This is a genomic window from Rhodothermus bifroesti (assembly GCF_017908595.1).
Taxonomy (GTDB): domain Bacteria; phylum Bacteroidota; class Rhodothermia; order Rhodothermales; family Rhodothermaceae; genus Rhodothermus; species Rhodothermus bifroesti.
The window spans coordinates 323,989-337,286 of the sequence record NZ_JAGKTL010000003.1; the positions used below are offsets into that span (position 1 = coordinate 323,989).

13 protein-coding genes are annotated in these 13,298 nt (G+C 56.0%); 4 read left to right on the plus strand and 9 right to left on the minus strand.

The window, feature by feature from the left end; genetic code table 11:
• Window position 1: 1 nt before the first annotated feature.
• The 3 genes from J8E65_RS08300 to wrbA form a co-directional block, all read right to left on the minus strand.
• Window positions 2-1,324: a NupC/NupG family nucleoside CNT transporter gene (locus J8E65_RS08300; protein ID WP_210375285.1), complete on the minus strand. Its 1,323-nt coding sequence runs from the start codon at window positions 1,322-1,324 to the stop codon at window positions 2-4.
• 13 nt (window positions 1,325-1,337) lie between these two features.
• Complete coding sequence (locus tag J8E65_RS08305) at window positions 1,338-3,269, minus strand: M1 family metallopeptidase (protein ID WP_210375286.1); 1,932 nt, start codon at window positions 3,267-3,269, stop codon at window positions 1,338-1,340.
• A 114-nt stretch (window positions 3,270-3,383) separates the two neighbouring features.
• On the minus strand, window positions 3,384-4,016 hold the full coding sequence (gene wrbA / locus J8E65_RS08310; RefSeq protein ID WP_210375287.1) for an NAD(P)H:quinone oxidoreductase: 633 nt from the start codon (window positions 4,014-4,016) through the stop codon (window positions 3,384-3,386).
• Between the two features lie 183 nt (window positions 4,017-4,199).
• Between wrbA and J8E65_RS08315 the strand changes: the two genes are divergently transcribed.
• A complete protein-coding gene (locus J8E65_RS08315) occupies window positions 4,200-6,494 on the plus strand; it encodes an ATP-dependent helicase (protein WP_210375288.1) in 2,295 nt (764 codons plus the stop codon).
• A 4-nt stretch (window positions 6,495-6,498) separates the two neighbouring features.
• Here the strand turns inward: J8E65_RS08315 and J8E65_RS08320 are convergent, their stop codons facing one another.
• Window positions 6,499-7,761, minus strand: coding sequence for an alkaline phosphatase family protein (locus J8E65_RS08320; protein WP_210375289.1), 1,263 nt, complete (start codon window positions 7,759-7,761; stop codon window positions 6,499-6,501).
• A 167-nt stretch (window positions 7,762-7,928) separates the two neighbouring features.
• A complete protein-coding gene (locus J8E65_RS08325) occupies window positions 7,929-8,189 on the minus strand; it encodes a PLD nuclease N-terminal domain-containing protein (protein ID WP_210375290.1) in 261 nt (86 codons plus the stop codon).
• A gap of 144 nt (window positions 8,190-8,333) precedes the next feature.
• On the opposite strand from J8E65_RS08325, the gene J8E65_RS08330 reads away from it, so the two are divergent.
• The gene (locus J8E65_RS08330) at window positions 8,334-9,293 is read left to right on the plus strand and encodes a tyrosine-type recombinase/integrase (RefSeq protein ID WP_210375291.1); all 960 of its coding nucleotides are present in this window, start codon (window positions 8,334-8,336) and stop codon (window positions 9,291-9,293) included.
• Here J8E65_RS08330 and J8E65_RS08335 read toward each other — a convergent pair.
• Window positions 9,290-9,925 carry a class I SAM-dependent methyltransferase gene (locus tag J8E65_RS08335; protein ID WP_210375292.1) on the minus strand — a complete coding sequence of 212 codons (636 nt, stop codon included), beginning with the start codon at window positions 9,923-9,925 and terminating at the stop codon, window positions 9,290-9,292. The genes J8E65_RS08330 and J8E65_RS08335 overlap by 4 nt on opposite strands.
• Window positions 9,926-9,980: 55 nt before the next feature.
• Entirely contained in the window at window positions 9,981-10,742 is a 762-nt protein-coding gene (recO, locus tag J8E65_RS08340) for a DNA repair protein RecO (protein ID WP_210375293.1), read from the minus strand.
• Window positions 10,743-10,836: 94 nt separating this feature from the next.
• On the opposite strand from recO, the gene J8E65_RS08345 reads away from it, so the two are divergent.
• Window positions 10,837-11,214, plus strand: a complete 378-nt coding sequence (locus J8E65_RS08345; protein ID WP_210375294.1) for a ComEA family DNA-binding protein — start codon at window positions 10,837-10,839, stop codon at window positions 11,212-11,214.
• On the opposite strand, the gene J8E65_RS08350 is transcribed toward J8E65_RS08345, so the two are convergent.
• Complete coding sequence (locus tag J8E65_RS08350) at window positions 11,201-11,407, minus strand: hypothetical protein (RefSeq protein WP_210375295.1); 207 nt, start codon at window positions 11,405-11,407, stop codon at window positions 11,201-11,203. The genes J8E65_RS08345 and J8E65_RS08350 overlap by 14 nt on opposite strands.
• 111 nt (window positions 11,408-11,518) lie before the next feature.
• On the opposite strand from J8E65_RS08350, the gene J8E65_RS08355 reads away from it, so the two are divergent.
• Window positions 11,519-12,349 (plus strand): carboxylesterase family protein, encoded by an 831-nt coding sequence (locus tag J8E65_RS08355; protein WP_210375296.1) that lies wholly within the window; start codon window positions 11,519-11,521, stop codon window positions 12,347-12,349.
• A gap of 51 nt (window positions 12,350-12,400) precedes the next feature.
• Here the strand turns inward: J8E65_RS08355 and J8E65_RS08360 are convergent, their stop codons facing one another.
• On the minus strand, window positions 12,401-13,246 hold the full coding sequence (locus tag J8E65_RS08360) for a Spy/CpxP family protein refolding chaperone (RefSeq protein ID WP_210375297.1): 846 nt from the start codon (window positions 13,244-13,246) through the stop codon (window positions 12,401-12,403).
• Window positions 13,247-13,298: the final 52 nt, after the last annotated feature.

A 13,298-nucleotide genomic window follows, 5' to 3' on the forward strand; every position in this document is an offset into this window, starting at 1 on the left:
TTTAGCCTACCAGCACGCCGGCAATTGTTGCTGTCATCATGTTAGCCAGCGTGCCTGCCAGTACAGCCCGCACCCCTAGCTCAGCCAACTCTGAAGTGCGTGAAGGCGCTAAGGGACCAATGCCGCCGATCTGAATAGCAATGGACGAAAAGTTGGCAAAACCGCACAGTGCAAAGGTAGCCATAACAATGGCTTTCGGGGAAAGGGCATTTTGGGCAATCAGCTCAGAAAGGTTGAGATAGGCAACAAATTCATTTACGACCAACTTGGTCCCAACAAGTGCACCAAACTGAGCAGCGTCGGCCCAAGGGATACCAATGAGCCAGGCTACAGGAGCCAAGACAAGACCAAAAAGGCGCTCTAGCGATAGCTCCAGGCCGAAAAGTCCGCCCGCCCATCCCAAAAAGTGATTGATCAGTGCGATGAGCGCAATAAAAGCAATCAGCATGGCTCCAACGTTAAGCGCCAGCTTAAGCCCGTCGGCTGCACCGGAAGCTGCGGCATCGATCACATTGCGCGTGGTGCGCTCTAAGGGGACGCGTACGCTGCCTGCCGTTAGCGGCTGACCGGTTTCAGGAATCAGCATTTTGGCCAGCACCAGCGCGGCTGGAGCAGCCATTACGCTAGCCCCTAGTAAGTGCTCTGCAAACTGCAGCCGGGCCGCTTCTAGGGCTAGGCCGCGGGCCTGGGCATAGGCATCCCCCAAGAGCTGGATGTAGGCAGCCATCACCCCTCCAGCGATCGTCGCCATACCGCCCGTCATTACCGCCATCAACTCCGAACGTGTCATGCGCTCCAAGTAGGGCCGCACCACTAAGGGGGCCTCAGTTTGGCCTACAAAGATGTTGGCCGATACCGAAAGCGACTCGGCGCCACTGGTTTTTAGCGTACGGCTGACCACCCAAGCTACTCCCTGCACCACGCGCTGCATGAGGCCCAAGTGGTAGAGAATAGCCATCAGCGAGCTAAAGAAAATGATCGTAGGGAGCACCTGAAAGGCAAAGAAAAAGCCTAGGCTGTCTTGCATGCCCGGACTGAGGGCGAGGTTACCAAAAACAAAACGAGCCCCTTCGGTCGTAAAGCGCAGGATCAACACAAAGAAAGAGCTGACCCAAGCAAAAAACGCTTTAGGCCAGCCTAAGGGCGCAAACCAAGCGCCCATTTCCCGTCCTTTTAAAATCAAGATCGCTAGTACGATCTGCAGCAGTAGTCCTCCGGCCACCGTACGCCAGTTAATATGGCGCCGGTTGTTGGAAAGCGCATAAGCAAAACCCAAGATAACGGCCAGACCTAATAGGCCACGTAGGAGGGCAATCCAGCTCATAGGAATTCAACCTTCAAGGCGTAGTAACACCAGAAGTGGCTGCTCGAGGCCAAACGTTGTTGGTGCGGTCAATATCAGGAAGCAGGCCGTCGGGGTCCAATTGGAGGCGGACGACGCTTCCGGGTAGGCGAACCTGCTGGCGCACGCCGGTAGCCCAGAGGGCTACTGGAAAGCGATGGCGCATCGTGCGGCCATCGGCGTACGTGGCTTCAAGCACCACGGGGAAGACCAGGTGCTGGCGGTTATGGAGCTGCACCACTGTCTCCTCCGGGCTTACCTGTACACTGTCGATCGCCTGGTCCAGCAAGTCGGTCGTGTAAAACCAGCCACGCCAAAACCAGTCGAGGTCCTCACCGGCTACGTTTTCAATGGTTCGAAAGAAATCGGCGGGTTGCGGATGCTTAAAAGCCCAGCGGCGAATGTAGGTGCGAAAGGCTTCGTCAAAGCGTTCTGGCCCCAGCACGTATTCTCGTAGCAGGCGTAGCCCGTAGCCGGGCTTGCGATAAGCCACGAAGCCCAACGCTTGGGGGCGAATGTGATCGGGATAGGTCATGATCGGCTGATGCAGCAGCGTGTCCTGCATCATGCGGGCAATGTAGGCGGCTTCCATGAGTTGTGACCGCCGTGAAGCGCTACCGTAAAATGCTTGATGAGCGTAGTAGTTGATGAATGTATTGAACCCTTCGTCCATCCAGGCATAGCGGCGTTCATCGCTGCCCACAATCATGGGAAACCAGGAGTGTCCGATTTCGTGGTCAGTGACGCCAAAAAGGGCCTCTCCACGTGCCCGTACCGAGCAGAACACAATCATAGGATATTCCATCCCCCCTACAACACCGGCTACGTTGATGGCTACGGGGTAAGGGTAAGGGAACCAGTGCTCTGAGTAGTGCGCGATGCTGTGGCGTACATAGCGCGTAGAAGCTTCCCAGCCTGGTTGTTCTGGCGTACCCAACCCTTCATGTGGGTAGACCGACATGACCAGCACCTCTTGCCAGGAGGCCGCGTCCCAAATGAAGGCCGGTGAGGCTGCCCAGGCTACATCACGCACATTTTCGGCGCGGAAGCGCCAAGTCAGCGACCCCGATCCAGAAGGACGTGTTTCCGGCCGGCCTACTTCGTCGGGGGTAATGATAAAAACCGGATCTGCACTTTGGCGAGCTTGCTCCAGACGCTGACGCTGCGTTGGCGTGAGCACTTCTTCTGGATTGAGCAACTTACCCGTAGCAACCACAATAAAATTGCGAGGAACGGTAAGCTCTAGCTCAAAATCGCCATACTCCAAATAAAACTCACCTTGCCCAAGGTAAGGCGCTACGTTCCACCCATGGACGTCGTCGAACACGTACAGCCGGGGGTACCACTGAGCGATCTCATAGATTGTGCCGCGTGCCACCTGCAGCCGACCCATACGGTCAGCTCCATATTCTGGAACCGTAAAGCCAAAGTCGATCTCCAGCTTGAGCTGCCCCCCATTGGGTGCTAGCGGCTCTTCCAAAGCCAGTCGCATCCGGGTGTCGTCAATCAGATAGCGAGGGGTATAGCGGCGGTTGTTGTGGATCACTTCAATGCGAGTAATTTGAAAGCCGCCGCCAGAGAATGCGCCGCGCCACCGGGAATCAGGTGTAATAAGCGCATCCCCAAGGCTGCCTTCAGCAAATAGGTTCTGATCTAACTGCAGCCAAAGTGCCTCTAGCGCCACCGGAGCATGGTTGGTATAGGTGACGGTTTGGGTGGCACGGATGCGGTGTGTGCTAGCATCAAGCGTGGCAGCAATGTGGTAGTCAACGCGCTGCTGCCAGTAGGCTGGACCAGGTTCGCCCGAAGCCATGCGTTGCAGGCTGGGTGCTGGTAGCTCCAAAGGAGCAAAAGCAGTCGGCTGCGCCTGTGCTTGAACCAAAATGACCCAACCGATCACCATCCAAAGAATATTGCGCCTATGCATCTTCTCTGGTGCGGAAGGTTTGCAGAACGGGGCCAATATACAGCTTGCGCCTTACAAAAAGGACATAAAAAAACCCGGCCGGCATTGAAGCCGGCCGGGTAGCAGTTGCTACGATTAAGCCGTTTGGGCTTCAAGACGGCCTATTTTAAGCTGGCGTGCAATTTCGGCTACGTAACGTCCTTGAAAGCGGGCAATGCGTCGCTCAAGTGCTGAAGGCATCCGACGGCCATCTCCCCCCGTAATGGTACCAGCCCCGTAAGGCGAACCGCCGGCCAGCTCGTCGATCTGCGTTAGTTCAGCACAGCTAAACGGCACGCCGACCACAATCATGCCATGGTGCAAAAGGGTGGTGTGCACCGAAAGAATCGTACTTTCTTGGCCACCATGCTGCGTAGCCGATGCGGTAAACACACTGCCTACCTTGCCAATGAGCGCCCCACGCGCCCAAAGGGGACCTGTTTGATCCCAAAAATTGCGCATTTGCGCTGCCATGTTGCCAAAGCGGGTAGGCGTGCCCACAAGGATCGCATCATAGTGTTCTAGCTCCTCTACCGAAGCTACCGGTGCGGCTTGGTCCAGCTTTACGCCAATTTGGCGTGCCCGCTCCTCTGGAATCAGCTCAGGTACGCGCTTGATCACCACGTCGACGCCTTCCAGTTCGGCTGCGCCAGCTGCCACTTCTTGCGCTAAGGCTTCAACGTGCCCGTACATGCTGTAGTACAGCACCAGCACACGCGTTCTTTCCATACGTAACAACGATGGGTTAGTAGGAATGCCATTTTGTTGTTTAAACAAATAAATGATCGATACTGCGGTGAGGTTTCGTGAAGGGTTATCTAAAGGGGGTAACGGCATTCACGAAAAAGCGGTTGGCATTCGGGTTTGAAAAATCGTTTCTTTAATCCATTCCCTAAGGCATTATCCAGGCGTATGCGCACCTTTTTGCTGCGAAAGGACGATGCAGAAGGTCGTTTAGTGGATGCATTGCCTGAGGCCGCTGCACGCATTCTGGAAGGGTTGAACCCTGTGCAGCGCCAGGCGGTGCAGCTGACCGAGGGGCCGGTGTTGATCATCGCTGGTCCTGGATCAGGTAAGACGCGCACGTTGACGCACCGCATTGCTTACCTCATTGCTACGGGTAAAGCGCAGCCGCATCAGATTTTAGCGCTTACTTTTACAAACAAGGCGGCCCGGGAAATGATGGAGCGCGTCGAACGTTTGGTGGGTGCGGCAGCCGCTCGGTATATTTGGATGGGGACCTTTCACGCGATTTTTGCCCGCATTTTGCGCAAGGAAGGGCAGCAAATCGGCTACTCCCCCGATTTTACCATTTACGACACCGACGACTCGGAGCGGCTTTTGCGGGCATTGATGGAGCGCTACCAGATAGATCCGCGCCAGTACAGCCCACGCGCGATTCGGCACCTTATTTCCAGTGCCAAAAACCAGATGATCGGTCCGGAGGAGTATGCTCGTTTGGCTGCCTCGCCCCTGCAAGAAAAGGCTGCGCGCTTGTATGGTCCCTATCAGGAGGCACTGCAAAAAGCGAATGCCTTGGACTTCGATGATCTGCTCCTAAAACCGATTGTGCTGTTTGAATCGCATCCCGAGTTGCTGCAACAGTACCAGGAACGCTGGCGCTACCTGCACATCGACGAATATCAGGACACGAATCGGGCACAGTACGTGCTGGCGCGCAAGCTTGCCGAAGCGCATCGTAACCTGTGCGTTGTGGGCGACGATGCCCAGTCGATCTATGCTTTTCGGGGGGCAGACATTGGCAATATCCTCTCGTTTCAGCGGGACTATCCAGACGCCGTCACGATTCGTCTAGAGCAGAATTATCGCTCTACGCGGCGCATCTTGCGCCTGGCCGAAGCTATCATTCGGCATAATCGGGACCAGCTGGAGAAGCAACTCTGGACCGAAAATCCAGAAGGCGAGCCGATTGTACTCATCGAGGCGCTCTCGGAACGCGATGAGGCACAGAAGATTGAACAGCGCCTTCGCGATTTACATGTACGCTACGGCTACGCTTATCGAGATTTTGCCATTCTTTACCGCACCAATGCCCAAAGCCGTTCGCTCGAAGAGGCTTTGCGGCGTGGCGGGATTCCCTACCGCGTCGTAGGTGGCTTGTCGTTTTACCAGCGCAAGGAAGTAAAGGATGTGTTGGCTTATTTGCGCTTGCTGGTCAATCCGCACGATGCCGCCAGTCTGCAACGGGTCATCAACTATCCGGCCCGCGGGATTGGCCAGCGGACCATCGAAGAGTTGATGGCTTTTGCGCAGCGGCACGGGCTGAGTCTGTGGCAGGCTCTGGAGCGTGTTGAGGAAGTGGGTCTACCTGCCCGAACGCAAAAGGCCCTCCAAGATTTTCACTTTCTCATTGCCCGCCATGCAGCTCGGATGCAGACGGTGCCCGTCGACGAGCTCGTGCGCGACTTGGTGGTTGAAAGTGGTCTGCTAGAAGAATTGCAGCGGGAAGGCACGCCTGAAGCGCTTGCGCGTTGGGAAAACGTGCAAGAGCTGCTCAATGCCATCGCCGAGTATCAGGCTGCAGCAGGGGAGCAGGCCACGCTCAGTGGCTTTTTGCAGGAAGTAGCCTTGCTGACCGATCTCGATGAACTGCCCGAAGACAACCGGGTTACGCTTATGACATTGCACGCCTCAAAAGGTCTAGAATTCCCGGTAGTGTTCATTACTGGCCTGGAAGAAGGACTATTTCCGCTGGCGCAGGCTACGCAGGATCGCAAGGAGCTCGAAGAAGAGCGGCGGCTTTTTTACGTAGGCGTGACACGTGCCCAGCAACACCTGTTTCTCTCGTATGCCCGTAGCCGCTATCGGTATGGCGAGCAGCTTCCAAGCGTGCGTAGCCGCTTCCTGGAAGAGCTCGACACCGATGTGATTGTGACAGAGGCCGGCTTGCCTTTTAGAAAGCGGACAGAGGACGCTGTAGGGCCTACGCGGTACGCTGAACTCGACCCGCACTACTATCGCCAAAACCTAAGGCGTGCCGTGCAGCCAACACGGCGCCAAGTGGTCTATGACGAAGCGACCGAAGCCATTGCTCCTGGCATGCGTGTTGTCCATGCGCTGTTTGGCGAAGGGAAAGTGCTGGCGCTTGAAGGCGAAGGAGATGCGGCTCGAGCTATTGTGTTTTTCCCTGAAGTAGGCCAAAAAAAACTGGTACTCAAGTTTGCCCGTCTGCGACGCCTGGATTAAAGACCTAGGGGCTGAGCACAGCTTGCGGTGCTGTGGCCAGCATAGAGGCGATAGCGCTTAGCCGGCCATCATGGACAGCCGGGGTAATCTGCAGCAGATGGCACATCAGGGCGTAGAGGTGAATGTTTTCAACGGGAGGAATACGCTTGCCTTGAGCAAAGGCGGGACCATGTGCAATCAGTAGGCCGTGCATTGAGGGATAGGTGGGGTCGTAGCCATGCATACCCCCATTGAAGCGGGAAGGATCTTCAACAAAACGATTTCGCGTGGTAATGCTCCACCCTTCATCGGCAATACCGACAATTGGCGGAATACGCCGGTGTGTGCCAAAGTGCAGGTGTGCAGGCAAAGCCTCTTTGCGAAACACGTGCAGATGGGGATGAGCCCCCTGTAAGGCAGCCAAGACCGCATCCTCGCGGCCTGGACGTGGATAAAGCATGAGCACAGGCGACCAGGTGACAATGTGGAGCTCCTCTAGCGATACAAAATCGTCCAGAAAAATAACCCGCTCGGCTGAAGTGGCTGCCATACCATGGTCGGAAACGATAAGCAAGTTAACGCGGTCAAGTAGGTTACGCGCGCGTAGGCCTTCGATAAGCTGCTGCAAATAGCCGTCTACCTTGCGAACGGCTTCAGCTACCTCTGGGGCGTCGGGTCCGTGCTCATGTCCAGCATGGTCGACGTCGCTAAAGTAGAGCGTGATCCAGTGCGGGCGAAGCGAATCAGGAAGATCTAGCCATGCAAGCACTTGCCGCACGCGTTCTTCACCAGGAATGCGGCTGTCGTAGGGCATCCAGTAGGTCGGACGCATACCGTGGATTTCGGCTTCAGAACCTGGCCAAAAGTAGGTGGCGGTACGTAAGCCTTGGCGTTGAGCCGTGACCCAAAGCGGCTCGCCATCTGCCCACCAGCGGCCGTCGGCAATGGCTTCTCGATTGCTTAGGCTAAAGTGCCCCAGGGTCGAGTCAAACATCGTATTCCCAACAATGCCATGATGATCGGGGTATAGGCCAGTGACCATCGTGTAATGGTTCGGAAACGTCAACGTAGGAAATGCAGGAATCAATGCTTCGGCCCGCACGCCTTGGCGAGCTAGCCTAGTGAGCACGGGTGGTGCATAGCGTTCCAAATAGTCTGCCCGGAAGCCATCGATAGAAATCAGCAGTACCGGTGCAGGAGCGTTGACAGGTGCTATGCTGCGGCAACCGGCCAGCAGGACTAAAAGCAGGAGTAGGCTAAGCCTTGGCCGTAACGTTTGGTGTGGCATAAGGCAGCTGATTTTATATCCAACAAACGGTTAGGTCCGGGCAAGTTAACCTGCTAGAGGGCCAGCAGAATCCCCACCGCAGGGATCCTGCGCAACAATGCATTAGGATTGTTTTGCCGGCGACAAGCACCCGTATTGAGTCCCACAAGCGTACCGCCGCAGATGAGCTAGGATTTCCGACCAAAGAAATAATACAGAATCAAACCGAGCACAGGAAAAAAGATGATAATTAAGGCCCAGAGGACCTTGCCGGAAAAGTCGCGGTCGCTTTTGGCTAAGTCTAACAAGGCTAAAATGTCCAATACAACGATCACGGTCCCGCAAAGGCCAAGCGACCAAAAGTTGCGCAACCGGTCAAATAAATTGGGGCCGCAGCCGGTAAGTAGCAGGGCACTTAAAGGCAGAAGCCAGCGCGTCCGCAGTGTCATGGGTGGACCGTTTGGGTGAGTATGCTTTTGTGCAATAAACAACAGTGCTGCCATAGAAGCAAGCCGAACAGGCACAAAAACCGTTATTGACCTCCAGCAAAAACTCCCGTATTATTGAGCTAAAAGGGTAGATTTGTTTGGGCTATGGCTAAAGCGACGGAACTTGAGCAGTCGGAGGAAGGGCTGCAGCTCACGCTGGGGGAGTTGCAGCGGCGCATTCGGGACTTTCAGCACGAGTTTCTGAAAAACAAGAGTCCCGAGACGGTGGGGACGTATCGGCGATCGTTGCATGAATTTGAGCGCTGGTTTGCTTTGCAGCGAGATCAGTTCCGGTTCACTTCAGCTGATGTGCAGCGCTACAAGCTGTATCTGATGCAGGCGAAGCAGTTGCATCAGGTTTCTGTTTCCACGTATCTCACGGCACTGCGGCGATTTTGTCAGTATTTGGTAGATATTGGGCTATTGCGTGAAAATCCTGCGCGTACGGTTAAGGGGAATCGGCGGCCTTCGAGCCATTCTCGTTCGGTACTTACGCGCGTTGAGATTGAGCAGCTTCTGGAGGTGCTTGAGCACGATAGCTCGCCTATTGGCCTGCGCGATCGGGCAATTGTGCACCTGATGCTGTTTGCGGGTTTGAGCGAAGTAGAAATCGTACGGGCTGATGTGCGCGACCTGGATCAGACACTCCTGGGGTGTTTTTTGCGTGTGCAGGGCAAAGGCCACACGGCCAAAGACCAGCAGGTCCCACTAGATCCGCCAGTAGTCTCTGTTTTAGAGGCGTATTTAAACACGCGCGTGCCGCTTCGGCCTGAAATGCCGCTGTTTGTTTCGCACGGCCATCGGTCTGAAGGCAAGCGGCTCAACACCCGTTCGGTCCGCAGTCGCATTTCACAGCACCTAGAAGCCGCTGGCATTACCCGTCGTGGGGTTACGCCCCATAGCCTAACGCATACGGCAGCGCTGATCTGGCTCAATCAGGGGATGCCGATTGAGGAAGTGAAGCGCCGCATGCGGCACGGTACGCTGGAGACTACGATGATTTACTTCCGCAAGCAGGGATTGCTGAACCGTGATCCTGAAGAACTCAAGCGTCTGCTGGGTTAAGGCGTGCTATCGGGCACGCGGCCTCCAATCACGAAGAAGTCGTCTACGCGCCAGGCGCAGTCCACGTCTACAAAGCCAGTGCGTTCAAGGGCTTTTAGGTGGCGATAAAGTGGTAAGACGCCTACGTGATCGCCGATGATCAGGTGCCCGCCGGGCGTGAGGGAGTCCCGGATGCTTTGCAAAAGCAGCTCGTAACGGCTTTCGGCTTCCACGGGGTCGGTTTCGTGTCCTACCAGTGCGTGCAGGGCTAAGGAAGCCAGCACAACGTCGTAGGGTCCACCTGGAAGGGGTTCACCGTCAAAGCTTAAGAGGGTTTGAATGGTGACAGCCTCGGGGCAATAATCGGCGACCTTGTCGTAGGCGATCGCCAGTAGCTCAGGGTCTTGGTCAATGAGCGTCAGGTGCACCAGCGGATAGGCTGAAACGACAGCGGCAGCTGCATTGCCGGTGCCACAGGCCAGGTCGCACACGCGCGTACCTTCGCGTAGGGGTGGCAGGGCCAGCACCATTTCGTCGATCATTTCCATCGCCAACGGCATGCGGCGTTCCAGGTGCAGGTCATACCAGTAGCCGTCGCGCCAAAATCCGCTATGGCGTTGCAGGTTTTTGCGCCAACTGGGCAGATGGCTCATTGGTGTTGCATCGCGCTTGTAGAGGGAGCGCGCAATTCGACTGCATGGCGCAGCGTCAGGATCCCGGCTTGCGCATTTCCAACAGACGCTCGATGACGCGTGGACTGCGTGAGGGAAATCCTTCGGGCACGTGATGCTGGAGGTAGGTCTCGATCAAACCAAGCAGTTCGTGGCGCAGTGCAGGCGTCAGTTGCAAACGCATGGCTGTTGCCGCATCCGTATGCGTTAGAAAAGCAAACGCCCTTAGGGCAGCCCGCGAAGCCGGCTTTTCAATGGCTAAGCCCTTAGCGATGCGGATGCGTCCATCTTGCAGGTCGAGTACACCGCCCGACGCGCCAAGCTGCTCCAGTTCAGCTCGTGTGACCTGGGGTGCAAAGCCTAAGGCGCCTGCCAACCGTAGCAGAAACCAAGGCAGTAAATTCCAAGCGCGCTTAGCTGCCGCATCAAGCTGGGCCAGCGTGTCCCAAAACGTGTTGAAAAAATCGGGCATGGGTTCTTCAGGAGGAAGCAGTGCTTGGGCAAGTTCAACCATACGCAGGCTCAGTGCCAGCTTTTCCAAATCTTGCGTAATATGCGGTAAGAATTGTTGAAAGCTGCTTTCGGTAAGCGTTTGCAGTTCGCGTGAGGGTTTGTAATAGAAGACGACCTGAAGGCAGGCTGGAGGTTGCAGCGTACCGCCAAAGCGGCTACCAGGCAGGCGCGCACCTTTTGCAAGGACCGACAGGCGGCCTTTGGCCCGCGTAAACAGGGAGGCAATCAAGCTCGTCTCGCCATAAGGCAGCGTACGCAGCACAATCGCTTCTGTGCGGATAATCATCAACCATGCCCTCCTTAAAAAGAACCAACGTCCAAGCGCTGCTAAAAATATCGCATCGTCCTTATCTTATACGAAAAACAACACGCATAGGTCTATGCACTTACCCTGGACGCTTACCCGTGCTGAGGCGGGTGTGCTGCTAGGGCTAGGTGGATTGCTTTTGTTGGGATTGGGCTACCGGTGGTGGGAGAGAAAGCAGCCGCCACCCCCGCCCGTAGCCGAAGAAGTGCAGCGTTTTCAGGAAGGGGCTGCACGCATGCAGCAGGTGCTGACGCCGGAGCCGCTCAACGTCAACAGGGCTACTGCTGAAGAACTGGAGCAACTACCGCGCATCGGCCCTGTCTTGGCCCGACGCATTGTGGCCTTTCGAGAAGCCCATGGGCCATTTCAAGGTCTAAAAGACCTGGAGGCTGTTCCCGGCATTGGTCCTAAAACGATTGCCGAGCTCGCACCGCTTATTAGGTTTGAGTAGGCGGTGCTGGCCCATTAGGATCAGTAGCCCCGTCAGAATGCAGCGTTTGTTGCTGTTGCAAGTAGGCGTCTGTAAAGCGCCGAGCAGCTTCGTCTTCCCGCTGTAAAAACCGGTAGACGGGTATCAGCAGCAAGGCAGCCAGCAACAAAAAGCCAATCAACGAGACCAGAATAACAAGCGTGTAGTAGTCCATGTGCAAAAAGTTTTAAGGCAAGCGCAGCAGGCTTGAAAACCTGTTGTAAAGCAGCTATGTTGCCGCCGCTAAGGAGCGTGCCCGTGACACCTTAAATCAACTTTGTGCCCTATGAATACAACAGCAACGTTGCTGCCCCTAAGCTTGTTGCTGAGCTTGGCGTTTGTAACGCCGGCAGCGCGTGCGCAAGACTGCCCCTGCGCCAGGCAGGTGGGTTTTTTGCTGCGCACTGTGGAAGTTAATGGCCAAACGCACCGCTACCAGGTCTACGTTCCGGCAGACTATACGCCTGACCAAAAATGGCCGGTGATTTTGTTTCTGCATGGTGCAGGTGAGCGAGGTGTGGATGGATTCAAGCAGACGGCTGTTGGCATTGGCCAGGCCATTCGGCTTGATCCAACACGTTTCCCAGCCATTGTGGTTTTCCCGCAAGTGCCTCCCGGGAAGGCCTGGTTTGGAGAGCAAGCCGAAGTAGCAATGGCTGCGCTGGATGCAGTGATGGCGACCTATTCGGTGGATCCGGATCGGGTTTACCTAACCGGGCTGTCGATGGGAGGGCATGGTACCTGGTATGTAGCCTATCACTATCCCGATCGCTTTGCGGCTATAGTACCGATTTGCGGATTTGTAGTGTTTCCAGAAACTTCTCGGTCGTTTTTTGGCGAATTGCCGCCAGAGCAGCAGGCGATTCAATCTGCTGCAGATCCTTATGCGAAAGTAGCCGAACGGATCAAACACTTGCCCGTCTGGGTGTTTCATGGGGCTGACGATCCAGTCGTTCCGGTCGAAGCCTCGCGGCGTATGGTAGAAGCCCTCAAAGCGCTTGGGGCTGAAGTGCAGTACACCGAATATAACGGCGTAGGGCACAACGCCTGGGACCCGGCCTATGCCGAAGCAGAGCTGATGCCCTGGCTGCTCGCCAAGCGCAGGGGTCAAAAATAGCAGTCATTTTTAAAAAATAAGCCGGAGCGCCTGAAAGCGCTCCGGCTTATTTTACTGGGCACGAATCCCCTGCCAGGTGCGCCAAAGGCGGTGGTAGAGCTGCACAATTTCTTGCTGTTCAGGCGTTAGGATAAGCGACCAGCCTGCCCAGCGAAACGGTCCGGGTTGCAGGGCTTGTGCAGCAAGCTGTTGCTGCTGCTCGGGCGTCAGGCGCAGCACTTCGAGCATAGCCTGACGCTCGGCTGCAAGTTGTTGCCGCTGCTCTGGCGTCAGCAGCTGTTGCAGACGCGTTTGGTATTGGGTGCGTAGGGTTTGCTGTTGTTGCCAAAAGGCTTGGGCCGAAAGTGTGCCTGCGCGCCACTGCTGCTCAAGCTGTCGCATGGCATCACGGTGCCGCCGTGCCAGCACGGCCAGCGAATCACGCTGGGCCTCACTAAGGTTCAGCCAGTCTATCATACCGATGGGCATACCGGCGCAAGGCATAGCTCCATGCCATTGACCCCGGCAAGGACCCATACCGATGGGCATACCGGCGCAAGGCATAGCTCCATGCCATTGACCCCAGCCGTGGCCTTTACCCCAAAAACGTCCCCTAGGGCGGCCGGGGTGGTTCCGGTTTCGGTATAGGGGAGCTTGCCAGAATTCAGCCTTTTGCGCATCACTGAGCTGGCGCGCCAGGTCGGCAGCCACATACCAAAAGAAGCCGCCCCGATCGAATCGGCCTGCATGGCGTTCCATAGCTTCCTGCAACGCACGGGCCGTGGCCTCAGAAAGCTGAAGCCGATCGGCCATCTGGCTTGCCCGCGTGCGCACATCGACCTGGGCTTGGGCCGTTGTGCTCAGGCTTACAGCGAGCACCAGGCCTATTAGAAACCGGTTTTTCTTTATTTTTCGCATAACGCTGCCCTTAGGATGGTACCCTGAAGTAATCCACAAGGTGGTACGAGCT

Excerpts from the sequence above, each read along its gene's own strand:
- J8E65_RS08300 (WP_210375285.1), bottom strand. The coding sequence starts at position 1,324 with ATGAGCTGGATTGCCCTCCTACGTGGCCTATTAGGTCTGGCCGTTATC.
- J8E65_RS08305 (WP_210375286.1), bottom strand. The coding sequence starts at position 3,269 with ATGCATAGGCGCAATATTCTTTGGATGGTGATCGGTTGGGTCATTTTG.
- wrbA (WP_210375287.1), bottom strand. The coding sequence starts at position 4,016 with ATGGAAAGAACGCGTGTGCTGGTGCTGTACTACAGCATGTACGGGCAC.
- J8E65_RS08315 (WP_210375288.1), top strand. The coding sequence starts at position 4,200 with ATGCGCACCTTTTTGCTGCGAAAGGACGATGCAGAAGGTCGTTTAGTG.
- J8E65_RS08320 (WP_210375289.1), bottom strand. The coding sequence starts at position 7,761 with ATGCCACACCAAACGTTACGGCCAAGGCTTAGCCTACTCCTGCTTTTA.
- J8E65_RS08325 (WP_210375290.1), bottom strand. The coding sequence starts at position 8,189 with ATGACACTGCGGACGCGCTGGCTTCTGCCTTTAAGTGCCCTGCTACTT.
- J8E65_RS08330 (WP_210375291.1), top strand. The coding sequence starts at position 8,334 with ATGGCTAAAGCGACGGAACTTGAGCAGTCGGAGGAAGGGCTGCAGCTC.
- J8E65_RS08335 (WP_210375292.1), bottom strand. The coding sequence starts at position 9,925 with ATGAGCCATCTGCCCAGTTGGCGCAAAAACCTGCAACGCCATAGCGGA.
- recO (WP_210375293.1), bottom strand. The coding sequence starts at position 10,742 with ATGATTATCCGCACAGAAGCGATTGTGCTGCGTACGCTGCCTTATGGC.
- J8E65_RS08345 (WP_210375294.1), top strand. The coding sequence starts at position 10,837 with ATGCACTTACCCTGGACGCTTACCCGTGCTGAGGCGGGTGTGCTGCTA.
- J8E65_RS08350 (WP_210375295.1), bottom strand. The coding sequence starts at position 11,407 with ATGGACTACTACACGCTTGTTATTCTGGTCTCGTTGATTGGCTTTTTG.
- J8E65_RS08355 (WP_210375296.1), top strand. The coding sequence starts at position 11,519 with ATGAATACAACAGCAACGTTGCTGCCCCTAAGCTTGTTGCTGAGCTTG.
- J8E65_RS08360 (WP_210375297.1), bottom strand. The coding sequence starts at position 13,246 with ATGCGAAAAATAAAGAAAAACCGGTTTCTAATAGGCCTGGTGCTCGCT.